24 protein-coding genes, 1 pseudogene and 1 riboswitch are annotated in these 22,989 nt (G+C 73.6%); of the genes and pseudogenes, 13 read left to right on the forward strand and 12 right to left on the reverse strand.

Annotated features, from left to right (window positions below):
* Positions 1-73: 73 nt before the first annotated feature.
* Positions 74-955 (reverse strand): annotated as a pseudogene (locus ACZ6K0_RS42680) (SDR family NAD(P)-dependent oxidoreductase); the annotation flags it as partial.
* A complete protein-coding gene (locus tag ACZ6K0_RS42685) occupies positions 955-1,752 on the reverse strand; it encodes an acetoacetate decarboxylase family protein (protein WP_376394732.1) in 798 nt (265 codons plus the stop codon). The pseudogene ACZ6K0_RS42680 and the gene ACZ6K0_RS42685, both read right to left, overlap by 1 nt.
* Before the next feature lie 108 nt (positions 1,753-1,860).
* On the opposite strand from ACZ6K0_RS42685, the gene ACZ6K0_RS42690 reads away from it, so the two are divergent.
* From ACZ6K0_RS42690 to ACZ6K0_RS42715, 6 genes are all read left to right on the forward strand, one after another.
* Positions 1,861-2,538 carry a TetR/AcrR family transcriptional regulator gene (locus ACZ6K0_RS42690; RefSeq protein WP_376394735.1) on the forward strand — a complete coding sequence of 226 codons (678 nt, stop codon included), beginning with the start codon at positions 1,861-1,863 and terminating at the stop codon, positions 2,536-2,538.
* Positions 2,535-3,536 carry a DEDDh family exonuclease gene (locus ACZ6K0_RS42695; protein WP_469228069.1) on the forward strand — a complete coding sequence of 334 codons (1,002 nt, stop codon included), beginning with the start codon at positions 2,535-2,537 and terminating at the stop codon, positions 3,534-3,536. The genes ACZ6K0_RS42690 and ACZ6K0_RS42695 overlap by 4 nt, the downstream gene beginning before the upstream one ends.
* A gap of 63 nt (positions 3,537-3,599) precedes the next feature.
* Positions 3,600-3,833, forward strand: a complete 234-nt coding sequence (locus tag ACZ6K0_RS42700) for a hypothetical protein (RefSeq protein ID WP_376394741.1) — start codon at positions 3,600-3,602, stop codon at positions 3,831-3,833.
* An 80-nt stretch (positions 3,834-3,913) separates the two neighbouring features.
* Entirely contained in the window at positions 3,914-4,786 is an 873-nt protein-coding gene (locus ACZ6K0_RS42705; RefSeq protein WP_469228071.1) for an SURF1 family cytochrome oxidase biogenesis protein, read from the forward strand.
* Positions 4,787-4,820: 34 nt separating this feature from the next.
* Complete coding sequence (locus ACZ6K0_RS42710; protein ID WP_469228073.1) at positions 4,821-6,626, forward strand: glycoside hydrolase family 15 protein; 1,806 nt, start codon at positions 4,821-4,823, stop codon at positions 6,624-6,626.
* Positions 6,627-6,640: 14 nt separating this feature from the next.
* Positions 6,641-7,423, forward strand: a complete 783-nt coding sequence (locus ACZ6K0_RS42715; RefSeq protein WP_469228075.1) for an SDR family oxidoreductase — start codon at positions 6,641-6,643, stop codon at positions 7,421-7,423.
* Between the two features lie 7 nt (positions 7,424-7,430).
* Here ACZ6K0_RS42715 and amaP read toward each other — a convergent pair whose 3' ends face one another.
* From amaP to ACZ6K0_RS42740, 5 genes are all read right to left on the reverse strand, one after another.
* On the reverse strand, positions 7,431-8,018 hold the full coding sequence (gene amaP, locus ACZ6K0_RS42720) for an alkaline shock response membrane anchor protein AmaP (RefSeq protein WP_376394753.1): 588 nt from the start codon (positions 8,016-8,018) through the stop codon (positions 7,431-7,433).
* A 4-nt stretch (positions 8,019-8,022) separates the two neighbouring features.
* Positions 8,023-8,673: a DUF6286 domain-containing protein gene (locus ACZ6K0_RS42725; protein WP_469228077.1), complete on the reverse strand. Its 651-nt coding sequence runs from the start codon at positions 8,671-8,673 to the stop codon at positions 8,023-8,025.
* Entirely contained in the window at positions 8,670-9,014 is a 345-nt protein-coding gene (locus tag ACZ6K0_RS42730; RefSeq protein ID WP_469228079.1) for an Asp23/Gls24 family envelope stress response protein, read from the reverse strand. The genes ACZ6K0_RS42725 and ACZ6K0_RS42730 overlap by 4 nt, the downstream gene beginning before the upstream one ends.
* 6 nt (positions 9,015-9,020) lie before the next feature.
* Positions 9,021-9,212, reverse strand: a complete 192-nt coding sequence (locus ACZ6K0_RS42735; RefSeq protein ID WP_024756245.1) for a hypothetical protein — start codon at positions 9,210-9,212, stop codon at positions 9,021-9,023.
* Positions 9,213-9,293: 81 nt separating this feature from the next.
* The gene (locus ACZ6K0_RS42740; protein WP_469228080.1) at positions 9,294-9,770 is read right to left on the reverse strand and encodes an Asp23/Gls24 family envelope stress response protein; all 477 of its coding nucleotides are present in this window, start codon (positions 9,768-9,770) and stop codon (positions 9,294-9,296) included.
* Positions 9,771-9,863: 93 nt separating this feature from the next.
* Between ACZ6K0_RS42740 and ACZ6K0_RS42745 the strand changes: the two genes are divergently transcribed.
* Positions 9,864-10,619, forward strand: a complete 756-nt coding sequence (locus ACZ6K0_RS42745; RefSeq protein WP_469228081.1) for an Asp23/Gls24 family envelope stress response protein — start codon at positions 9,864-9,866, stop codon at positions 10,617-10,619.
* Positions 10,620-10,643: 24 nt separating this feature from the next.
* Here the strand turns inward: ACZ6K0_RS42745 and ACZ6K0_RS42750 are convergent, their stop codons facing one another.
* The 3 genes from ACZ6K0_RS42750 to ACZ6K0_RS42760 form a co-directional block, all read right to left on the reverse strand.
* The gene (locus ACZ6K0_RS42750) at positions 10,644-11,444 is read right to left on the reverse strand and encodes an enoyl-CoA hydratase/isomerase family protein (protein ID WP_376394769.1); all 801 of its coding nucleotides are present in this window, start codon (positions 11,442-11,444) and stop codon (positions 10,644-10,646) included.
* Between the two features lie 130 nt (positions 11,445-11,574).
* On the reverse strand, positions 11,575-11,796 hold the full coding sequence (locus ACZ6K0_RS42755) for a helix-turn-helix domain-containing protein (RefSeq protein ID WP_024756249.1): 222 nt from the start codon (positions 11,794-11,796) through the stop codon (positions 11,575-11,577).
* Positions 11,797-12,172: 376 nt separating this feature from the next.
* Complete coding sequence (locus ACZ6K0_RS42760; protein WP_024756250.1) at positions 12,173-13,771, reverse strand: ABC-F family ATP-binding cassette domain-containing protein; 1,599 nt, start codon at positions 13,769-13,771, stop codon at positions 12,173-12,175.
* A gap of 275 nt (positions 13,772-14,046) precedes the next feature.
* On the opposite strand from ACZ6K0_RS42760, the gene ypfJ reads away from it, so the two are divergent.
* Entirely contained in the window at positions 14,047-14,937 is an 891-nt protein-coding gene (gene ypfJ, locus ACZ6K0_RS42765) for a KPN_02809 family neutral zinc metallopeptidase (protein WP_376394774.1), read from the forward strand.
* 68 nt (positions 14,938-15,005) lie between these two features.
* Complete coding sequence (locus tag ACZ6K0_RS42770) at positions 15,006-15,407, forward strand: VOC family protein (RefSeq protein ID WP_376394777.1); 402 nt, start codon at positions 15,006-15,008, stop codon at positions 15,405-15,407.
* A gap of 27 nt (positions 15,408-15,434) precedes the next feature.
* On the opposite strand, the gene ACZ6K0_RS42775 is transcribed toward ACZ6K0_RS42770, so the two are convergent.
* Entirely contained in the window at positions 15,435-16,907 is a 1,473-nt protein-coding gene (locus ACZ6K0_RS42775) for a hypothetical protein (RefSeq protein WP_469228083.1), read from the reverse strand.
* Between the two features lie 136 nt (positions 16,908-17,043).
* Positions 17,044-18,171, reverse strand: coding sequence for an alpha/beta hydrolase (locus tag ACZ6K0_RS42780; RefSeq protein WP_376394783.1), 1,128 nt, complete (start codon positions 18,169-18,171; stop codon positions 17,044-17,046).
* A 407-nt stretch (positions 18,172-18,578) separates the two neighbouring features.
* Between ACZ6K0_RS42780 and ACZ6K0_RS42785 the strand changes: the two genes are divergently transcribed.
* From ACZ6K0_RS42785 to ACZ6K0_RS42800, 4 genes are all read left to right on the forward strand, one after another.
* Positions 18,579-19,850, forward strand: a complete 1,272-nt coding sequence (locus tag ACZ6K0_RS42785; protein ID WP_376394786.1) for an inorganic phosphate transporter — start codon at positions 18,579-18,581, stop codon at positions 19,848-19,850.
* Between the two features lie 12 nt (positions 19,851-19,862).
* The gene (locus ACZ6K0_RS42790) at positions 19,863-20,084 is read left to right on the forward strand and encodes a hypothetical protein (RefSeq protein ID WP_376394789.1); all 222 of its coding nucleotides are present in this window, start codon (positions 19,863-19,865) and stop codon (positions 20,082-20,084) included.
* 124 nt (positions 20,085-20,208) lie between these two features.
* Positions 20,209-20,354: riboswitch (cobalamin riboswitch) on the forward strand.
* 31 nt (positions 20,355-20,385) lie between these two features.
* Positions 20,386-21,372 carry a cobalamin biosynthesis protein gene (locus ACZ6K0_RS42795; RefSeq protein WP_376394792.1) on the forward strand — a complete coding sequence of 329 codons (987 nt, stop codon included), beginning with the start codon at positions 20,386-20,388 and terminating at the stop codon, positions 21,370-21,372.
* Positions 21,369-22,877 (forward strand): cobyric acid synthase, encoded by a 1,509-nt coding sequence (locus ACZ6K0_RS42800; protein WP_376394795.1) that lies wholly within the window; start codon positions 21,369-21,371, stop codon positions 22,875-22,877. Before ACZ6K0_RS42795 ends, ACZ6K0_RS42800 begins: the two co-directional genes overlap by 4 nt.
* The last annotated feature ends 112 nt before the right edge of the window (positions 22,878-22,989 follow it).

Below are 22,989 nucleotides of genomic sequence, written 5' to 3' on the forward strand. Positions count from 1 at the left end.
TCCTTCAGTCTCGGTCGCCGGGGCGGTCGCCGGCTCGGTCGCCTTCTCGGTCCTTGGCCGGGGCCGGGGCCCGGTCGAGGATGAAGCTCTCCAGGTACGCCGGGTTGGCGCGGTCGAGCATCGACCGCGAGCGCGCCCGGATCTGGCCGTCGCTGTGCTCGCTCTCCGGCAGCATCCAGAACCGGTCGGCGCGGATGCCGTCGACGACCAGCTCGGCGACCTCCTCCACCGGGGTGAAGGCGATCTCCTGCCCCGCCTCCTTCATCGCGGCCTCCCACTGGTCGAGGCTGCGGTACGGCGTCTTCCGCGGGCGTTCCTTGGCGAACCGCTCGGGCCGGTTGCGGTGCGACTCCCACAGGCCGGTGCGGAGCATGTGCGGGCCGGGGAAGAGCACGGAGGCGCCCACGCGCGCGTGCTCGGCCCGGAGGTGGGCGTAGAGCGACTCGGTCATGGTGACGACGGCCGCCTTGGTGACCGCGTACACGGAGGCGGTGGGCAGGGGGGCGATGCCGCCGTCGGCGGAGGAGGTGTTGACGACGTGGCCGGGCTCGCCGCTCGCGATCATGCGGGGGACGAAGGCCTGGATGCCGTGGAAGACGCCCCAGACGTTGACGGAGAACGCCCACTTCCAGTCGTTCGGCTCGTGCTCCCACATCCGGCCCTCGGCGCCGGAGCCGACGCCGGCGTTGTTGCAGAGGACGTGGACCGCTCCGAAGGTGTCGAACGCCGCCTCCGCGAACGCCCGGACCTCGTCGGGGTCGGAGACGTCGACCGTCCGGGCGAGGACCTGCGCCCCGCCCTCCATCAGCTCGTCGGCGGCCTCCGCGAGCGCGCCCGGCTCGACGTCCCCGAGGACGACGGCCATGCCCTCGGCGGCGAAGCGGCGGGCCATGGCGCGCCCGATGCCGCTCGCCGCGCCGGTGACGACGGCGACCTGTCCCGCGCGCAGCTCCATCAGACACTTCCTTCCGGGGGGCCGTCGAGGATCTGCAGCGGGTCGTCGTACCGCTGGTGGATGTAGGGCAGCAGCGCCTGCGCGGAGACGCGCTCGGCGACCGTGCCCCGCTGGTCGGTGGTCTTCTCGCCGATCGTGATCTCGACGAGCCGGCGTACGGGGAGGTCGGCCACCGGGTCGTACATGGACTCGCGCAGGATCACGTCACCGGTGACCCGCTCCAGCTTCCGCACCTTCTCGTTGCGGACGCAGTGGACGAGGACGGGGTCGCCGTCGAAGCCGGTGCCGTCGACGCCGGGCAGGAACTTGAAGTAGAAGTCGGTCTTCTGGACGGGCTCCGGCAGCGGCAGCGGGCCGGAGACGGCCCCGCGCACCTCGACGAAGGCGATGCCGTGCCGGGCGAGGGCCGCGCGGACGACGAGCCCTTCGCGCTCGACCGTGACCTCGCCCAGCTTCTTCGGTTCGCCGAAGACCTCGCGGCCGCCGATCAGGGCGCGCTCGTGGGTCATCGGCATGACCAGCGGGTACCAGCCCTCGCGGTCGCCGTGGGCGGCGGCGACCGCCACGGAGCCGGCGCCGAGGGGGTAGCCGGGCAGGTCGACCCGGCTGATGTTGGCGCGGACGAGCGGGCGTGCGGTGGGTTTCAGCGGGGGCGGCAGGATCGCCGCGACGACGTCGGGGTCGGTCTCCCAGACGGCGACCACTCCGGTGGACCAGATGTCGGGGAGGCGGGAGCTCCGCTCGCGGGCCGCGGCGGCCTCGACCTCGGTGCGCGCTCCGTACCGTACTCGTGCCATGACGTACCACCCTTCGGGACAGTCGGCTGGACACTCGGCCTGTAACACAGTTACACCGTGACCGATGAAGGGTAAAGACCCGTGCACGCAGAGGAGTTGGGGGAAGCGATGGCACGCTCGGCGCTGAGCCGCGACGAAGTCCTGGACACCGCGGCCGCCCTGGTGAGGGAGCACGGGCCGGGCGCCCTGACCATGCGCAGGCTCGCTGCCGAGCTGGGCACGGCGGTCACCTCGATCTACTGGCACGTCGGCAACCGCGAGTCGCTCCTCGACGCGCTCGTCACCCGTACGGTCACCGATCTCGGCACGATCCGCCCGCGCGGGACGAACCCCGCCGAGCGGATCGTCTCGGTCGCCCGCGCGCTCCGCCGCGCCCTGCGCGAGCGCCCGCACCTGGTGGCGATGGTCCACGAACGGGGCCTGACGGAGCGGATGTTCCTGCCGGCCCAGCGCGCCCTGGTCCACGAAGCCCACGCGGCGGGGCTGCGCGGGGCGCACGCGGCGCGGGCCGTCCGCGCGCTGCAGTTCCAGGTCGTCGGGTACGTGCTGGTCGAGCGCAACCGCGAGCGGGCCCCCGCCCAGTCCCCCGCCGAGGAGGAGCTGTGGCGCGAGGAGACCGCCGAGGCCGACCCCGAGCTGGCCCGCGCCCTGGCCGCGCCGATCGACACCGAGGCCCTCTTCGTCGACTCCGTACGGGCCCTGGTGGACGGTCTGCTCACCCCCGCCGGCGGGACCGGCGGGGACACCGGGGACGGCACTGTCGGTCGCGGGCCGTATTCTCATTGACCATGCTCGACGACCGTACGACAGCAGCGACGTGGCCGGCCGCCTACCCACAGGGGTACGCGGTCGTCGACGTGGAGACCACCGGCCTCGCCCGCGACGACCGGATAGTGTCGGCTGCCGTCTACCGGCTGGACGCCCAGGGGAACGTCGAGGACCACTGGTACACGCTCGTCAACCCCGAGCGCGACCCCGGTCCCGTCTGGATCCACGGGCTGACCACCGACGTCCTGGAGGGCGCGCCGCTCTTCCCGGAGATCGCGGCGGAGTTCGCGGCCCGGCTCGACGGCCGGGTCCTGGTCGCGCACAACGCGATGTTCGACTGGCAGATGATCGCCAGGGAGTACGCGCGCGCCGAGTCGGCCGCGCCGGTGCGCCAGCGGCTGTGCACGATCGCGCTCGCCAAGGAGCTGTCGCTGCCGCTGCCCAACCACAAGCTGGAGTCGCTCGCCGCGCACTTCGGCGTCGTCCAGCAGCGCGCGCACAACGCGCTGGACGACGCGCGGGTCCTCGCCGAGGCGTTCCGGCCGAGCCTGCACACGGCGGCCGAGCGGAACGTCCGGCTGCCGCTCCTGGAGTGCCGGCCGCTGACGGAGTGGGCCGGGGCCCCCGCGCAGCCCCGGGTCGGCCACCAGGGCTCGTACCCGTCGTCGTCCTCCGCCTCCGCGTACCGCATGAACAGCTGGCGCCCCTCCCGGAAGCGCCCGGCCTGCCCGTACCCCAACCCCGGGCGGTACGAGAAGGACCGCCCCCTCAAGCAGGGCATGCGGGTGGCCTTCTCCGGCGACACCTCCGTCGACCGCGAGCTCCTGGAGGACCGTACGGTCGACGCCGGGCTCCACGTCGCCACGAGCGTCTCCCGGCTGACGAGCCTCCTCGTCACGAACGACCCCGACGCGCACACCTCCAAGACGCTGAAGGCGAAGTCCTTCGGGACGCCGGTCGTCGACGAGGCGGCCTACACGCAGCTGCTGCGGGACGTGGCCCCGGCAGACGGGTGACGCGCGGGGCCGGGTGGGCGTGCCTCGCTGCGCCCGCCCGCCGGGCGCTCCACCCTGTGGCGCATGGCACGTTGTGAGGTCTGCGGAAACGATTACGGCATGTCCTTCGAGGTTCATGCCCAGGGTGCGATTCACGTCTTCGACTGTTTCTCCTGCGCCATCCACCGCATGGCGCCCATCTGCGAGCACTGCCGCGTCCAGATCATCGGACAGGGCGTCGAGGTCGAGGGCAGCTGGTTCTGCGGCGCCCACTGCGCCCGCGCGGAGGGAAAGGTGGGCATCGTCGACAGGGTGTGAGGAAACGATCCTGGGGTCGGCCTCCGAGTCGGCCGAACCCCGCCGCGTGCACCCCATGACCGCAGTTGTACCGTCATGGGGTGTACCGCTTCCTGTTGTCCCGGCAGTGGGTGATCCTCACCCTCATCGCCCTCGTTCTCATCCCCACGATGATCGAGCTGGGTTTCTGGCAGTTCCACCGGCACGAACGCCGCGTGGCCCAGAACGCCCTGATCGCAGACAACCTCAAGGCGAAGCCGGTCCCGGTCGGGGAGCTCACCTCCCCCGGCCACACCGTCCCGCGCGCCGACTACTGGCGGCAGGTCACCGCCACCGGCACCTTCGACACCTCCCACGAGGTGGTCGTCCGCCGTCGCACGAACTCCGACGACCGGCAGGGCGTGCTCGTCCTGACGCCGCTCGTCCTCCGGGACGGCCGCGTCGTCCTGGTCAACCGCGGCTGGGTGCCGGCCGCCGCCGACCAGCGTTCCTACCCGTCGGTGCCGCCCGCCCCCAAGGGCGAGATCACCGTCACCGGCCGGCTCAAGGCGGACGAGACGACCGGCGCCAGCGGCATCAAGGACCTGAAGGGCCTGCCGGACCGCCAGGTCATGCTGATCAACAGCGAGCAGCAGGCCGCGCTCATCGGCCGCGAGGTCCTCGGCGGCTACCTCGAACAGACCGCCCCCGATCCGGTCGGCGACACCCCCGAGCTGATCCCCGAGCCCGACCACGACTCGATCGGCGCCCACATGGCGTACGCCGTGCAGTGGTGGCTCTTCACCGCAGGGGTGCCCGTCGGCTGGGTGATCCTCGTGCGCCGGGAGAAGCGCGACCAGGAGGCCGCCGCCCGCGCCGGAGCCGCCGGGAGCGGGGCCGGGGACGGCGACGGGGACGGCGACGGGGCTGCCTCCGACGCCCCGGAGGCACCTGCCGGGGACACCGCTGCGGTCCAGGCCACCCCGTCCCTCTGATTGACGGCCGCCGCTTCCGGGAACAGCCCAAAGCGTGACGCAACGTATCGACGACTACGCCCTCATCGGCGATCTCCAGACCGCCGCGCTCGTCGGCCGTGACGGGTCGATCGACTGGCTGTGTCTGCCCCGCTTCGACTCGGCCGCCTGTTTCGCCGCGCTCCTCGGCGACGAGAACAACGGCCACTGGCGCATCGCGCCCAAGGGCGCCACGACCTGCACGAGCCGCCGCTACGTCGAGGACTCCCTGATCCTGGAGACCTTCTGGACGACCCGCACCGGCACCGTCAAGGTCGTCGACTTCATGCCGCAGCGGGACAAGTCGCCCGACGTCATGCGGATCGTGGAGGGCGTCAGCGGCACCGTCGAGATGAGCGCCGCCCTGCGGCTGCGCTTCGACTACGGCTCGATCGTGCCCTGGGTGCGCCGCGCCGACGGCCACCGGGTCGCGGTCGCCGGGCCCGACGCCGTCTGGCTGCGCAGCGAGCCGCCCGTGAAGACCTGGGGCCAGCAGTTCGCCACCTGCTCCTCCTTCACCGTCGCCGCCCGCGAGAAGGTCGCCTTCGTCCTGACCTGGCACCCCTCCCACGAGCCGCGCCCCGACCTCGTCGACCCCTTCGAGGCCCTGGAGCTGTCCCTGGAGGACTGGCGGGCGTGGGCGGCCCGCTGCACCTACCGCGGCCCCCACCGGGAGGCGGTGCTGCGCTCCCTGATCACCCTCAAGGCCCTCACGTACGCCCCGACCGGCGGGATCGTCGCCGCCCCCACCACCTCGCTGCCGGAGGAGCTCGGCGGCGTACGGAACTGGGACTACCGGGCGTGCTGGCTGCGCGACTCCTCCCTCACCCTCGGCGCGCTCCTCTCCGCCGGATACGTCGAGGAGGCGGCCGCCTGGCGGGACTGGCTGCTGCGCTCGGTCGCGGGCGACCCGGCCGACCTCCAGATCATGTACGGCCCCGCCGGAGAGCGCCGGCTGCCCGAGACGACGCTGCCGTGGCTGCGCGGCTACGCCGACTCGGCGCCGGTACGGACCGGGAACGCGGCCGTGGAGCAGTTCCAGCTCGACGTGTACGGCGAGGTCATGGACTCGCTCAACCGGGCGCGCGAGGCCGGGATCCCGGCGGAGCGGCACGCCTGGAACCTCCAGCTGAGCCTGCTCGGCTTCCTGGAGTCGACCTGGCGGAACCCCGACGAGGGCCTGTGGGAGGTCCGCGGGCCGCGCCGCCACTTCACCCACTCGAAGGTGATGGCCTGGGTGGCCGCCGACCGGGCGGTGCGCACCCTGGAGGCGGATCCGTCGCTGCCGGGCGATCCGGCGCGGTGGCGGGCGATGCGCGACGAGATCCACGCCGAGGTGTGCGCGAAGGCGTACGACCCCGAGCGGAACACCTTCACCCAGTCGTACGGCTCCCGGGAGCTGGACGCCGCCACCCTGCTCATCCCGCAGGTCGGCTTCCTGCCGCCGGACGACCCCCGGGTCGTCGGGACGGTGGACGCGGTGCGGAAGGAGCTGCTGCACGGCGGCTTCCTGCGCCGGTACAGCACGGACTCCGGGACGGTGGACGGGCTGCCCGGCCAGGAGGGGACGTTCCTCGTCTGCTCGTTCTGGCTGGCGGACGCGCTGCGGTTGACCGGCAGGACCGAGGAGGCGCGCCGGCTCTTCGACCGGCTCGTCGCCCTCCGCAACGACGTGGGGCTCCTCGCGGAGGAGTACGACCCGGTGGCCCGGCGCCAGCTGGGGAACTTCCCGCAGGCCTTCAGCCACATCGGGCTCGTGGGCACCGCCTTCGCCCTGGCCGCCGAGGAGGAGGCGGCGGCGGCTGCGGAGACGGCGGGATAGGCCAGGATGGGGCCATGGATCTTGGACTGAAGGACCGTGTGTACGTGGTGACCGGCGCGACGCGTGGGCTCGGCAGGGCCTCGGCGGAGGCGCTGCTCGCCGAGGGCGCGAAGGTGCTGATCACCGGGCGCGAGGAGAAGGCCGTCGCGGAGGCGGTGGCCGAGCTGGGTGCCGGTGCGGGCGGGGTCGCGGGTGCGGGCGAGGTCGCCGGGGTCGCCGCCGACAACGCCGATCCGGGCACCCCTGACCGGCTGATCGCCGAGGCCCGGGCGCGCTTCGGCGGCTTCGACGGCGTCCTGATCAGCGTCGGCGGCCCGGCGCCCGGCTTCGCGGCCGACAACACCGACGAGCAGTGGGCGGCCGCCTTCGACACCGTCTTCCTCGGGGCCGTACGGCTGGCCCGCGCGGCGGCCGCCACGCTCACCGAGGGCGGTGTCATCGGCTTCGTCCTGTCCGGTTCGGTCCACGAGCCGATCCCCGGCCTGACCATCTCCAACGGGCTGCGGCCGGGGCTCGCCGGCTTCGCGAAGTCCCTCGCCAACGACCTGGGCCCGCGCGGGGTCCGCGTCGTCGGGCTGCTGCCGAGCCGGATCGACACGGACCGGGTGCGCTCCCTCGACGCGCTCTCCGGCGACGCGGACGCGGCCCGCGCGGCGAACGAGGCCACGATCCCGCTGCGCCGCTACGGCACCCCGGAGGAGTTCGGGCGGACGGCGGCCTTCCTGCTGTCGCCGGCCGCCTCGTACCTGACGGGGCTGATGCTCCCGGTGGACGGCGGCGCGCGCGGCGGCTTCTGAGCCGCGCTCAGGTGACCCTGCGGGCCCGGTGCTTCACGGCCCGCAGGCGGGCCTCCGTCGGCAGCGCGGGCAGCCCCGCGGACGTCCGGGCGTGCGCGAGGGCCTCGGTGCTGAGGGTGCTCAGGGCGTCCCCCGGGACGGCGTGCGGCTCCAGGAGGAGGGCGACGCGGGTACGGGGGGCGGTGCGGCGGCCGGTGAGGGAGACCCGGGCCTTGGCCACGCCGTCCTGCGCGGCGGCGTCCGCCTCCAGGACGTCCTCCAGGGCCCGGCCGCGCAGGACCGCCCCCTCGCCGTCGCCGGTGTCGACGAGGACCTCGCGGAGCCGGGCCCGCCGGAACTGGACGAGCAGCCACCACAGGGCGAGCAGGACGACGAGCCCGAGGCCCGCGATGACCACCGGCCACCACCAGCTCTCGTCGCGCCACCGCTGCCGGTCGGCGGCGGAGAGCAGGACGTCGGAGGGGCCGGACCAGGGCCACCAGGACGGCACGGACAGGTCGAGGCCCGCGGCGAGGACGGCGCCGCCGGCGAGGACGAGGAGCAGCCCGGCGAGCCCGAGCAGGACGCGGTTGACGCGTCGGAGGACGACCGTCACCGGGTCACCCCTTCCTGGCCGGTCGGGTCACCCGTACGGTCAGCGCGGGCGGGTGGGCGAGGCCGAGTTCGTCGACGCCGGTGGCGAGGACGGTCTCCACGTCGGCGCGGACCTCGTCGAGCGCCCGGAAGTGCGAGACGGCCCGGACGCCCACCTTGGCGCGGCCGACGCGGACCCGGACGGACTGGACGCCGGAGACCTCCATGGCGCGGTCGCGCAGGGCGAGGGCGGCGGCCTCCCGGTCGAGCCCGGCCCGTACGTCGGCGTGTTCGCGGCGCATGGGGAGGACGGCGCGCAGCCCGGGGGTGGCGGCCAGGATCAGCAGCCAGACGCCGAGCAGGACGGCGAGGGCGGCGCCGGTGAGGACCGTGGCGCTGTCGAGGGGTTTGCTCGCGAGCGTGTCGGCGAGCTCGTGCCGCCAGGCCATGGCGGAGCGATCGGCCCGGACGGCCGCCACGTCGTACAGGAGCAGCCCCGCTCCGCCGAGGACGACGGCCGCCAGGACGGCGGCGGGGATCCGCCGGACCGCCCAGAAGCGGCGCACCCGGGGTCCCGGGGCGTCGGCGAGGACGGGTACGGAGTCGGGGGGCCCGGCCTCCTCGGCTTCGCCGGAGGGCGGGTGCGGGCCCGGGGCGGGGGCCGGGGTGGTGGTCATGAGAGGCGGCCCCTCGGGGTGCTCTGGCGCGTGTGCGGGGAGTGGAGGCGCTCCACGTGGACGGTGACCTCGTGGACCTCCATGCCGACGAGGCCCTCCACGCGGTTGCGGACCCGGCCCCGGACGGCCCCGCACTGGCGGCCGATGTCGGACGGGTAGGCGAGGTCGAGGTTGACCGAGACCCGGGCGACGTCCCGGTGGACGACGACCGAGGCGTGCGGCGCCGAGCCGCCCTCCGGGACGGCGTCCAGCGCCTCACGTGCGGCCTGGGAGGCGATCTTCGCGACGACCCGGTCGGCGATCGTGGTCGCCCCGCGGTCGCGTACCGGGTCCGCTGCCACCCCGGGTCACCGCCGCCGGTCGCCGCGCTCGCGGCCCCGGAACAGGTCGCCGGGTTCGAGATCGCCGTCGAGGAAACGCCCGGCCACGAAGCCGATCGCGCCCAAGGCCGCGACCAGCAGAAACGCCCCGAAGCCGCCGAAGTACCCGGCGAAGCCGAGGGCCATGCCGGCCACCAGGCCGACCACCGCCATGCTCATTCCTGTCCCCTTTCGAGGCCTGTTCGCCCTTCGAGGCCTGGTCGCCTTTCGAGGCCTGGCCGACGGACGGGCCGCCGACGGCTACTGGAGCCTCTGCTCCGGCTCTTCCTCCTCCTCGTCCGGGAGCTTCACATCGCTGACGGCGATGTTGACCTCGACGACTTCGAGGCCGGTCATCCGCTCCACGGCGGCGATGACGTTCTCCCGTACGTCGCCGGCGACGTCGGCGATGGAGACGCCGTAGTCGACGACGATCTCCAGGTCGAGCGCGGTCTGCACCTCGCCGACCTCGGCCTTCACCCCTCGGGTGACGCTCGCCTTGCCGCCGCCTCCGCCGGGTACGCGGTCGCGTACGGCGCCGAAGGTGCGGGAGAGGCCGCTGCCCATGGCGTGGACGCCGACGACATCGCGTGCGGCGAGGCCGGCGATCTTCTCCACGACGCCGTCGGCGATCGTGGTCCGGCCCCGGGAGGCCGGGGCGCCGCCGCCGCGTTTGGTCACGGAGGTACGGCGCGGTTCGTCGGTCGTGCTGTCACCGGAGTGTGCGGAGTCCGCCATCAGATTTCGCCCCTTCTGGGATATTTCGGGGTTCTTCGCCCACACTAAGGGCGGCTGCCCGATCCCGCCCCGGGGATACGGCAGGCTGGGGCAATGACGACGGCTGAGGGTTGGGCGGCGGCGGTACGGGACCGGCTCGCACCGGGCAGGCTGCTGCCGCTCGGGGCACCGGAGGACGGGGCCTGGATCACGGAGCGCGCGGCGCGGACGGCCCTCGACGGGGCAGCGGCGGCGGTACGGGGAGTGGTGCCGGGCGGACTCCGGGTCGGGCCCGCCACGGAGACCGGACCGGACGAGGACGACCGACCGGAAGCCGGGTCGGGCGACGGACCGGAAGGCTGGTCGGGCGAGGGATCGGACGGCGGGCCGGACCGCGGACCGGAAGGCGGGGCGGGCGACGGGCCCGCACCTGGGGGCCTGCGGATCTCGGCGGGCTTCGGGGCCGTGGCCGGGCGCCCGCTTCCGGAGCTCGCCGCCGAGCTGCGCGCGGCCCTCCTCGCGGCGGCGGAGGACGGGCTCGGCCTGGTGGTGGCGGCCGTGGACCTCCGGGTGACGGAGCTGCTCGACACGGCACCGGAGAATCCCGGGCCTGCCACTCCCCCACCCGGGCGACCCTCGCCCGCGACGGACGACCCCGCCGCCCTCGCGGCGCTGCGGGTCGAGGGCGTGGCGGGCGTGACGGACGCGCTGGGCCCGCCGGTCCTGCGGGAGTCCGGCCGGGTGCGGGTCGAGCTGGCGGTGACGGCGGGCCACCGCCCCCTGGACGTGGCCCGCGCCGTCCGGAGCGCCGTGACCGCCGCCGCCCCGGAGGCGACGGCGGTCACGGTACTGGTCTCGGAACTGCGGTAGGGAGCGCCGTAAGGGGGGCGTGCGTCAGTCGCCGAGGCCCGCGAGGTCGCGCAGACGGCGGGCCTGGGCGGCGCGCTCGGCGGTGCGCTGCTCCTCGTACGAGCGGCCGGCGGCAGCCTGGAGGAGCGCCTTGGTCTCGTTGACCGCGGCGCGCGGCGCCGCGAGCAGGGCGGCGCTCAAGTCCCGTACCGTCGCGTCGAGTTCCTCCGCGGGCACGGCGATGTTGGCGAGACCGGTGCGCTCGGCCTCCTCCGCGTGGACGAAGCGGCCGGTGGCGCAGATCTCCAGCGCGCGGGCGTAGCCGACGAGCGAGACGAGCGGGTGCGTCCCGGTCAGGTCCGGGACGAGACCCAGGCTGGTCTCGCGCATGGCGAACGCCACGTCCTCGGCGACGACCCGCAGGTCGCAGGCGAGGGCGAGCTGGAAGCCCGCGCCGATGGCATGCCCCTGGACGGCCGCGATCGACACGAGGTCGCTACGGCGCCACCAGGTGAACGCCTCCTGGTACTCGGCGATCTCCGCGTCGAGGTCCTCGTCGGAACCGCGCGCGAGATCGAGGAAGGACGGCTCTCCGTCGAAGCCCTCGGGCGTGAACGCCTGCCGGTCGAGCCCTGCGGAGAAGGACTTTCCCTCTCCGCGCAGGACCACGACCCGCACGCTGCCGGGCAACGACCGGCCGGCTTCTGTCAACGCCCGCCACAGAGCGGGAGACTGAGCGTTGCGCTTCGCCGGATTGGTCAGGGTCACCGTGGCAACGGCGTCCTCGACGGTGAGCCGTACACCGTCCTTGTCGAATACGAGCTCAGAGTCGTCGAGCGTAGTCATGGGGCGCCTCCGGTTCCGGTGCAGCACTTGCATCGATGCTAAGTGACTGCACAGTAACCACCTGGCCGACCGCACGGCCGACCGGGTGGCCACCGAGAGACCCGGTGGCCGGTCGAGCCGCCCCGATGACTCAGACCGAGGCTGCCTTCTTGCCCCGTGTCGCTCCGCCGCGTCCACGCAGCGTGACTCCGGACTCGCTCAGCATCCGGTGGACGAATCCGTAGGAGCGGCCGGTTTCCTCGGCCAGCGCCCGGATGCTCGCACCGGAGTCGTACTTCTTCTTCAGGTCTGCCGCGAGCTTGTCGCGCGCGGCGCCGGTCACCCGGCTGCCCTTCTTCAGAGTCTCGGCCACCCGTGCCTCCTCATGGGAAGTGCGCTCTGGACTTCTCATGATCACCCCTCCCCGCCGTCCTGGCCACCCATTCGACAAGGTCCGTGCCGCCGGGTTGCACGAGGAGCACCTCCCCGCCACGACCGGAACCATGAATTCCGCACCGGCGGAAAGCGGGCCCCGTGCCGTACGGAGCGGGAAGTGCCAGGTCAACGGCGCAGGGGGAACACACGTACGGCGCGGGTCTGCCGGAAGGATTCGGCAGAGCACCGCGCCGGGGTGTACGAGACGCCCTCACTCAGATGAAGGATCACCCATGAGCCGAATGATCCAGCCCTGAATGATCACTCCGGGCCCCGGGACACGCCGTCGGGCGCGTCCGGAGCTCCGGACCGGGTCAGGCCAGGGCCACGAGGTCCGCGTAGTCCGCGCCCCACAGGTCCTCGACACCGTCCGGGAGCAGGATGATCCGCTCCGGGTCGAGGGCCTCGACGGCGCCCTCGTCGTGGGTGACGAGGACGACCGCGCCCTTGTACGTCCGCAGGGCGCCGAGGATCTCCTCGCGGCTGGCCGGGTCGAGGTTGTTGGTCGGCTCGTCGAGGAGCAGCACGTTCGCCGAGGAGACGACGAGGGTCGCGAGCGCGAGACGGGTCTTCTCACCGCCGGAGAGGACCCCGGCCGGCTTGTCGACGTCGTCACCGGAGAAGAGGAAGGAACCGAGGGTCTTGCGGACGGCGACGAGGTCGAGGTCGGGCGCGGCGGAGCGCATGTTCTCCAGGACGGTCCGCTCGGGGTCGAGCGTCTCGTGCTCCTGGGCGTAGTAGCCGAGCTTCAGACCGTGGCCGGGGGTGACCTGGCCCGTGTCGGGCTTCTCGACACCGCCGAGGAGCCGCAGCAGCGTCGTCTTGCCCGCGCCGTTGAGGCCGAGGATGACGACGCGGGAGCCCTTGTCGATGGCGAGGTCCACGTCGGTGAAGATCTCGAGCGAGCCGTAGGACTTGGAGAGCCCCTCGGCGGTCAGCGGCGTCCTGCCGCAGGGCGCCGGGTCCGGGAAGCGGAGCTTGGCGACCTTGTCGGAGGCGCGCACGGCCTCCAGGCCGGAGAGCAGGCGCTCGGCGCGCTTGGCCATGTTCTGCGCGGCGACGGTCTTGGTGGCCTTGGCGCGCATCTTGTCGGCCTGCGAGTTGAGGGACGCGGCCTTCTTCTCGGCGTTCTGACGCTCGCGCTTGCGGCGCTTCTCGTCGGCCTCGCGCTGCTGCTGGTAGAGCTTCCAGCCCATGTTGTAGACGTCGATCGTGGTGCGGTTGGCGTCCAGGTAGAAGACCTTGTTGACGACGGTCTCGACGAGGTCGACGTCGTGGGAGATGACGATGAAGCCACCGCGGTAGGTCTTCAGGTAGTCGCGCAGCCAGACGATGGAGTCGGCGTCGAGGTGGTTGGTGGGCTCGTCGAGGAGGAGCGTGTCGGCGTCCGAGAAGAGGATCCGGGCGAGCTCGACGCGGCGGCGCTGACCACCGGAGAGGGTGTGCAGCGGCTGGCCCATGACGCGGTCGGGCAGACCGAGGGCGGCGGCGATGGTGGAGGCCTCGGCCTCGGCCGCGTAACCGCCCTTGGTCAGGAACTCGGTCTCCTGGCGCTCGTACTGCCGCATGGCCTTGTCGCGGGTGCCGCCGCTGCCGGTCGCGATGCGCTCCTCGTTCGCCCGCATCTTCTTGAGGAGCGTGTCGAGGCCGCGGGCGGAGAGGATGCGGTCGCGGGCCAGGACGTCGAGGTCGCCGGTGCGCGGGTCCTGCGGGAGGTAGCCGACCTCGCCGGAGCGGGCGATGGCACCGGCAGCCGGCTGGCCCTCGCCCGCGAGGCACTTGGTGAGGGTGGTCTTGCCCGCTCCGTTGCGGCCGACGAGGCCGATGCGGTCGCCCTTGGCGACGCGGAAGGAAGCGGACTCGAGGAGGACGCGGGCGCCGGCGCGCAGCTCGATGCCGGTGGCGGTGATCACGGACAGACTCCAGGGCGGTGGGAAACGGCGGAAGGACTGCTGCTGACGGGCTTCGACGCCGCTAATGCACGGGGAGAGTGGCCATACGGCCAGTCTAACGGGCTTCTGCAACTGGTTTTCGGCCATGTGGGTGCCCTGCGGCGGGATCGGAGTTTTCTCACATTTCTCAAGATCTCTCCCATGTCACACAAAAGGGGCGAGCGCGCAGAGATCGTTCGATACTCGGCGCAGGGCGGCGGCCACTGCCGCGGCAGTGACGCGGAGGGTGGTGGACCGTGCAGTTCGACGACGACGCCGACCTGGACACCTCGGAGGTCAAGGACGTCCGGAGCAGCCGCGTCCCCGGCGGCAAGGCGACGATCGGCGGCGGCGTCATCGGGCTCATCGCGCTGATCCTGGGCGTGATCTTCGGGGTCGGTCCCGACCAGCTCGGGCTCTCCGACGGCGGCGAGGCACCGGTCGCGACCTCCTCCTCCGCGGCCCAGGTGAACCAGACCTGCAAGAAGGGCTCGGACGCGAACACCCGCGAGGACTGCCGGATCGTCGCCGTCGTCAACAGCGTCCAGGACTTCTGGCGGAGCGAGTACGCGCGGCGGGGCGGGACCTACGGGAACGCCCCCACCGTGATGTTCACCCAGCGGGTCGGGACCGCGTGCGGCTCGGCCACCTCGGCCGTCGGGCCCTTCTACTGCCCCGGGGACCGGCAGGTCTATCTGGACCTGGGCTTCTTCGAGGAGCTGCGGACCAAGTTCGGGTCGAGCGGCGGACCCTTCGCCCAGGCGTACGTGGTGGCTCACGAGTACGGGCACCACGTCCAGAACATGATGGGGACCCTCGGCCGGGCCCAGGACGGCCGGACCGGCGCGAACTCCAACGCCGTCCGGGTCGAGCTCCAGGCCGACTGCTACGCCGGGGTGTGGGCCCGGCACGCGACGACCACCCCCGACGAGAAGACGGGCCGGCCGCTGCTGACCCGGCTCACGGACGAGGACATCCGGGACGGCCTCGACGCGGCGGCCGCGGTGGGCGACGACCGGATCCAGGAGAGGTTCCAGGGCCGGGTGACCCCGGAGAGCTGGACGCACGGCTCGGCGGCGCAGCGGCAGCAGTGGTTCTACCAGGGGTACAAGACCGGCGACATGGCCCAGTGCAACACCTTCCGCTGAGTTGTCCGTGGGGGCTGCCAGACTGAGATCCAGGTCACATTCGGCTGAATCGAGAGGAAGTGATCGGGATGGCAGAGGCACCCCACATCTGTCCGACGCTGACGTACGAGGACGCGAAGGGCGCGATCAAGCTGCTCACGGAGGGCTTCGGCTTCACGGCGACCGCCGTGTACGAGGCCGAGGACGGGCTGGTCGCGCATGCCGAGCTCGCGTACGGGAACGGCATGGTGATGCTCGGCAGCAAGGGCACGGGCAGCGAGTTCGACAAGCTGATGGCGGGCGGGGGCCCGGTGGGCGTCTTCGTGCACGTGGACGACGTGGACGAGCACCACGCGCGGGCCGTGGCCCACGGCATCGAGATCGTGCTGCCGCCCACGGACCAGGAGTACGGCTCGCGGGACTACACGGCCCGGGACGCCGAGGGCAACATCTGGAGCTTCGGGACGTACACGCCCGGCGCCGCGGAGTAGCCGGGCGCCGGACGTCGTACGGGCTGCTCAGGCTCCGCCGGTGTGGACCTGGAAGGCGGCCCTGCGGACGGCCTTGGACAGCGCCGGGTCCGGGTGGGCGGCGGCCAGGGCGACCAGGACCTGGACGGTCCGGGGGTGGCCCACGGCCCTGACCTCGTCGAGGAGCGCGGGGACGGTGCCCTGGACGGCGGATTCGAGGTGGCGGACCAGCAGCTCGCTCTCGCCGTGGTCGGCGACGGCCGCCGCCGTGTCGACCCAGAGCCAGGTGGCCTCCTCGCGGGTGAGGACCTCCTGGGCGTCGTCGGGGTCGGCGCCCTCGTACTCCGCCAGCCAGAGCAGGGCGTACGGGCGCAGGGACGGCTCGGCGACCGTGGCGCGGACCTCGGCCTCCGCAGGGGCCCCGACGACCCGGAGCGCCTCGAAGGCGAGGCCGCGCAGGAGGGCGTCCTCGCCGCGGGCGACGGCGAGGAGTTCGGCCACCGCGCTGGAGAGCGTGCGGGCCGCGAGCCAGGCGCGGTACTCGGCGCGGGCCGGTCCCGGGGTGAGCCGGGCGCAGCCGCGCAGCATGTCCTCGGCGGACTGCTCGATGTTGCCGGCGGGGCTCTGCGCGGCGACGCAGATCTGCTCCAGCTTGACCCAGACCGCCCAGTTGCCGAGGGGGGTCAGGGTGGCGTGCCGGGCGTCCGCGCCGGGAGCGAGGGTGCCGGGGTCTAGGGTCAGCGCGCCGACGGCCGCCAGGCCCTCCAGGGCCCAGTCGAGGAGGGCGGGGAGCCCGTGCCCGTCCGTGCCGGGGGTGTCCGCCGCCGCGCCGGGGGTCTCCGACGGCTCGGGGGCGGTGTGCGCCGGCTCGGGGGTCGGCTCGGTCGGCGGGACCTCGCAGCGCTCCTCGCGGAGTTCCTCGACGCGCTGGCCGAGGAGGTCGAGGAGGGCCGGGACGAGGACCGGGCCCTGGGAGAGCTGGAGCAGCGAGAGCACCTGCGGGACGGCCTCGACGACCTCGGCGACGGCGCTCGGCGCGACGCCCTCGGGGGCCGGGTGGACCAGGGACCAGGCGTCGAAGAGGGCGACCCAGCCGCGCAGGACGGCGGAGTCGTCCCGGTCCCAGGCGTGCAGCCGCCAGCCGGGGCGGGCGGTGTCGCCGTGGAGCTCGACGAGCCCCGCGAGCCGGGCGCGGTCCCAGCCGGCCCGGATCTGGCCGGGTGTCAGGTCCAGTGCGGCCGCGGCCCGTTCCTGGACGGTGACGGCTTCGGCGCCGGCACGGAGGGCGGCTTCGGGACCGCGCTCGACGGCGGCCCAGCGGGCGATCCGTACGGCGTCGGCGAGGACCTGCCGGGCCTGGCGGGCGAGTTCCGCGCGGGGCGGAGTGCCCTCGGGCGGCCGCGGCGCCGGCCGGGTGCGCCGGGTCGTCACGGCCCGTCGGGCGGTGGCCAGCGCCCGCGGGCGGACGAGTCGGAGTCTGGAGTTGCGCGCCAATGGTTCATCGGGCTTTCGAGACGTCACGGGGGCAGTCTTCCCGCTGACGGCCCGAAAGCCCAATCGGAATCCGCAGCCCCGTCAGAACGGCCGTCGGAGGAGCCGCCGGAGGAAGGGGTGCGCGTCGCCGGAGCAGGGGTCAGAGCAAGGGTCGGAGCAGGGGTCAGAGCAAGGGGGTGAGGAAGCGGCGCAAGGCCTCTTCGTAGCGGACGGGGTCGGCGTTCCACATCGCCGCGTGCGGGGCGCGCCGGACCGTGTGCAGGGTGACCAGATCGGGGCGGCGGGCGGCGAGCTCGACGGACGGCTCCCAGGGGGCGAGCGTGTCGTCGGGGCCGTGCAGGAGGAGGACGGGGACGCGCAGGGCGCCCGGTGCGGAGGCGGCCTGGAGCCGGTCCGCGTGCGGACCCGTACGGGCCTGGGCGGCGCGGACGGCGAGCGGGAGCAGCGGTCCGGGGACGTGGTGGGCCGCGGCGAGGCCGCGGAGGGTGGCCTCCCAGTCGAGGACCGGGGAGTCGAGGACGAGGCCGCTGATCCGGTCGCGTACGCCCGACTCGGCGGCGGCGCGCAGGGCCATCGCGGCGCCGGTCCCCCAGCCGTGCAGGACGACCTTGGCGGCGCCGCGGCGGACGGCGTAGCGGATGGCTGCGTCGACGTCCCGCCACTCGGAGTCGCCGAGGTGGGCGAGACCGTCCGGGGAGGCGGGCGCCCCCTCGTCGCCGCGGTAGGCGGGGACGAGGACCGGGATCTTGCGCCGGTTGAAGAAGGGGACGAGGTTCAGGGGGTGCTCGCGGGTGGTGCCGAGGCCGTGCAGCGCGATCACCCACGTGGTGCGGGGGGCCGACACGAGCCAGCCGGGCAGGGGGCCGAGCTCTCCGGGGATCTCGACGTCCTCGTGCGCGAGCCCTAGGGCGCTGATCGGGGTGCCCCGGTGGAGCTGGGGGGTGAGGCGGACGCGGGCGCCGGGGCCGAGGACGCCGAGCTCGACCCGTTCGAGGCGGCGGACGACGGTGTCGGCGGTGTGGGGGACCCGGTCGAGGACGGGGCCGAGGACGGCGTGGAGGCCGGGGGCCTCCATTCCGTACGTGCCGGGGCGCAGCGAGGCGAGGCTGCGGGTGAGGGTGATCCGTTCGGGTCCCGTGGCGTGCACGGTGAGTCTGGGGTCTCCCGGGAGTGGTCGTCCGGACGGCACCCTGAGGGCGACGTCGCTGGCGTACCGGCCGGCCGCTACCGCGGCCGCACCGACACCGATCAGGGTGGTGACGGCCGCTGCCGTCGCTGTAGCCGGGCGCACGCTCCCAGTGTCGGCAGGTCGCGGGCGGCCTGCCACCGGGCGGACCCGGCCGGGGGGCCTCGCACCTCCGAGGGCCTCGCACCTCCGAGGGGGCCTCGCGCCTCCGGGGATCCCTCCCGCGAGTGACATGGCTCTCCTCGACGGGGTCCCCCGGTCGGATGGTCCGGTCCAGGGAGCGGAACGGGGCGGCGGGGGGTGAACCGGGCAGGCTCGCCGGTGCCCCGTAACGGCCCGGATTACCCGGGGTCGCAGGGTGACCGCATCGTGGACGCACTCCCCGGCGGGGGGCTAAGCGGAATGTCTTGACACCGGATGGGGACACCACGTCGCCCGCCCCAGTTCATCTTCCGTTCACCCAGGTTGCTTACGTTCGTCGAGCCACTGACGTCAAACGATTGCCTGGGTAAATGGAACACATCACGCTGCTGCTCGCCATTGTGGTCGTGACAGCTCTCGTGTTCGATTTCACGAACGGTTTCCACGACACCGCCAACGCGATGGCCACGACCATCTCGACCGGTGCACTCAAGCCCAAGACGGCGGTGGCCATGTCCGCCGTGCTGAACCTCGTCGGCGCGTTCCTGTCCGTGGAGGTCGCCAAGACGATCTCCGGCGGGATCATCAACGAAGAGGGCATTCGTACAGAAGTGATCTTCGCGGCGCTCGTGGGCGCCATCCTGTGGAACCTGCTGACCTGGCTCCTGGGCCTGCCGTCCAGCTCCTCCCACGCGCTCTTCGGCGGCCTCATCGGCGCAGCGGTCATGTCGGCCGGCTGGTCGGCCGTGAACGGCCCCACCATCGTCACCAAGGTCCTCATCCCGGCCGTCGCCGCGCCGATCGTCGCCGGCCTCGCCGCGATGCTGGCCACCCGGCTGACGTACAAGATCGGCGCCAAGACCGAGGCGAAGCACACCGCCAAGGGCTACCGGGTCGGCCAGATCGCCTCCGCGGGTCTCGTCTCCCTCGCCCACGGCACCAACGACGCCCAGAAGACGATGGGCATCATCACCCTCGCCCTGGTCACCCAGGGCGTCGTCGCCCCCGGCTCCAACCCGCCTCTCTGGGTCATCGTCGCCGCCGGCGTCGCGATCGCGCTCGGCACCTACCTCGGCGGCTGGCGCATCATCCGCACCATGGGCAAGGGCCTCACCGACCTCCAGCCGCAGCAGGGCTTCGCCGCCCAGACCAGCGCCGCCACGGTCATCCTCGCCTCCTCGCACCTCGGCTTCTCCCTCTCCACCACCCAGTCCTGTTCGGGTGCCGTGATGGGCGCGGGCCTCGGCCGCAAGGGCGGCGTCGTCCGCTGGTCGACCGCGACCCGGATGTTCGTCGCCTGGGGCCTGACCCTGCCCGCCGCCGCCCTCGTCGGCGCCGGTGCCGAGTTCCTCACCAAGCAGGGCCCCTGGGGCATCGCCGCCGTCGCGGTCCTGCTGGTCTCCGGCTCGGCCGTCATCTGGTCGCTGTCCCGCCGCAAGCCGGTCGACCACAACAACGTCACCGACGACGACCTCGACGGCGAGTCCGAGCCCGCGGGTGTGGTGACCACCGCCATCGCGGCCGTCACCCCGCCGCCGGCCGGTTCCGTCGCCGCCGTCGCGGACGAGGACCTCAAGACCACCATCCCCTCGCCGGTCCCCACGGACCCGGCCGCTCCCCCGGCCCCCGCCGCAGCGGTGTAAGGAACCAACGACATGAAGATCGACTGGGCAGCTCTCGGCGCCGTCTTCGGGGTCAGCCTCGTGGCGACCGTCGCCCTCGTGGGCCTCTTCACCCTCGGCATCATCGGCCTCTCCAAGCAGGAGCAGGCCGCCGCCCAGGGCGGCTCGGCCACGATGGCCCGCACCGGCGCCTACGCCTGCTTCGCCCTGTGCGTCGCGGCCGTGGCGTACGGCATCTATCTGATCGTCGCCTGACGGTCCTCCCTGTACGACGGCCGGGCGGTCCGCACCTTCGGGTGCGACCGCCCGGCCGTCGTGTGTGTGGTCCGTGTTTGTGGTGCTTCGCACAGTGACCTGTCGCAGGTCAAGGGTGAGTTGACGGGTGTTCGCGGGCCGTGGTGGACTGCCGAGGCCATTACGGCGGCAGCAGAGGAAGTCCGGTGCGAATCCGGCGCGGTCCCGCCACTGTGACCGGATCCGACGGGTCCGGAAGTCAGGAACTCTCGCCGCCGGTCACGTCGATCCAGGGCGCGGACCCTGAGTGAGGACCTGCGCCATGCCCGGCCGCACCAGAACCAGCCGCCTTTCCCCGGACGGATTCGCGTACGGCGCGGCCCTCGGGCTCGCCGTCGACCGGCTCGTCGGCGATCCCCGCCGCGGACACCCCGTCGCCGCCTTCGGCCGGGCCGCCGCCGCGGTCGAACAGCGCCTCCACCACGACCACCGCGGCTGGGGCGCCCTGCACACCGCCGTCTGCGCCGGCTCCACCGCAGCCCTCGGCGCACTCGCCGCCCGGGCCGTCCGGGACCGGCCGGCCGCCGCCGTGGCGCTCACCGCCGCCTCCGTCTGGGCCGTCGTCGGCGGGACGACCCTGGGCCGCGAGGCCCGTGCGATCGGCGGGGCGCTCGCCGTCGGGGACCTGGACGTCGCCCGGGAGCGACTGCCGCACCTGTGCGGGCGCGACCCGCAGTCCCTGGACGGTCCCGCGATGGCCCGCGCGGTCGTCGAGTCCGTCGCCGAGAACACCTCCGACGCCGTGGTCGGCGCCCTCTTCTGGGGCGCGGTCGCCGGCGTGCCGGGCCTCGTCGCCTTCCGGGCCGTCAACACCCTCGACGCAATGGTCGGCCACAAGTCCCCGCGCCACCGCCGCTTCGGCTGGGCCTCGGCCCGGCTCGACGACGTGGCCGGCTGGCCCGGAGCCCGGCTGACGGCCGTCGCCGCGACGCTCGCCGGAGGGAATCCGCGCGGGGCCGTACGGGCCTGGCGGGCGGACGCGGACCGGCACCCGAGCCCCAACGCGGGGCCCGTCGAGGCCTCGTTCGCGGGCGCCCTCGGCGTACGGCTCGGGGGGACCCTCTCGTACGGCGGGCGGGTCGAGCACCGGCCCGTGCTGAACGGGGAAGGGCGGCCCGTCGAGGTCGCCGACATCGACCGGGCGGTCCGGCTCTCGCGCCGGGTCACCGCCGTGACCCTGGCCGCCTGTGTCGGCGGCCGCATGATCATCGGTGCTGCCGTGAAGAACGCGAAGCGGAGGAACGCATGAGGGGTGGGGGCCTGCTGGTCGCCGGGACCACGTCCGACGCCGGCAAGAGCGTCGTGACGGCCGGCATCTGCCGCTGGCTGGTCCGCAAGGGCCTGAAGGTGGCGCCGTTCAAGGGACAGAACATGTCCCTCAACTCCTTCGTGACCCGCGAGGGCGCCGAGATCGGGCGGGCCCAGGCCATGCAGGCCCAGGCCGCCCGGGTCGAGCCGACCGCGCTCATGAACCCGGTCCTGCTCAAGCCGGGCAGCGACCGCTCCAGCCAGGTCGTCCTGATGGGCAAGCCGGTGGGCGAGCTGTCCGCCCGCGGCTACCACGGCGGGCGGCAGAAGGAACTCTTCGAGCCGGTGATGGCGTGCCTGGAGGAACTCCGGGGCATGTACGACGCCGTGATCTGCGAGGGGGCGGGCAGTCCGGCCGAGATCAACCTGCGGCGCACGGACATCGTGAACATGGGCATCGCGCGGGCCGCGCGGCTGCCCGTGGTCGTGGTCGGCGACATCGACCGGGGCGGGGTCTTCGCCCAGTTCTTCGGGACGACGGCACTGCTGAGCCCCGAGGACCAGTCGCTCGTCGCCGGATACCTCGTGAACAAGTTCCGGGGCGACGTGACCCTCCTCGAACCCGGCCTCGACATGCTGCACGGGCTGACCGGGCGGCGGACCTTCGGCGTCCTGCCGTACGCGCACGGGCTCGGCATCGACGAGGAGGACGGCCTCCGGGTCTCGCTGCGGGGCACCGTCCGCGAGTCCGTCGTCGCGCCGCCCGTCGGCGCGGACGTGCTGCGGGTCGCCGTCTGCGCCGTACCGCTGATGTCGAACTTCACGGACGTCGACGCGCTGGCCGCCGAGCCGGGCGTCGTCGTCCGGTTCGTGGACCGGCCCGAGGAGCTCGTCGACGCGGACCTCGTCGTCGTGCCCGGCACCCGGGGGACGGTGAAGGCGCTCGCGTGGCTGCGGGAGCGGGGGCTCGCGGACGAGCTGGCCCGCCGCGCGGCCGAGGGCCGGCCGGTCCTCGGGATCTGCGGCGGCTTCCAGGCGCTCGGCGAGCGGATCGAGGACGAGGTCGAGTCGAAGGCCGGGACCGTCGACGGGCTCGGACTGCTGCCCGTACGGGTCCGGTTCGCGCGCGAGAAGACCCTGGCGCGGCCGGTCGGCGAGGCGCTCGGGGAGCGGGTCGAGGGGTACGAGATCCACCACGGCGTCGCGTCGGTGGACGGGGGCGAACCGTTTCTGGACGGGTGCCGGGTCGGCGCCGTGTGGGGCACCCACTGGCACGGCTCGCTGGAGAGCGACGGGTTCCGCCGGGCGTTCCTCCGGGAGGTCGCGGCGGCGGCGGGGCGGCGGTTCGTACCGGCCCCGGACACGTCGTTCGGCACGCTGCGGGAAGAGCAGCTGGACCGGCTCGGCGACCTGATCGAAGAACACGCGGACACGGACGCGCTGCTGCGGCTCATCGAGGAGGGCGCCCCGGCGGGGCTGCCGTTCGTGCCGCCGGGTGCGCCGTGAGTGCCGGTTGCGGCTTGGAGAGTCGTGTGCGGGTGACCCCTGTGGGTGGTTGCCCGCCGTCGGCGGCCATCGGGTCCCCGTCACATCAGCTGATCGAACTTGAGGGAAGGAC

It is taken from the genome of Streptomyces sp. NPDC042346 (assembly GCF_055581845.1).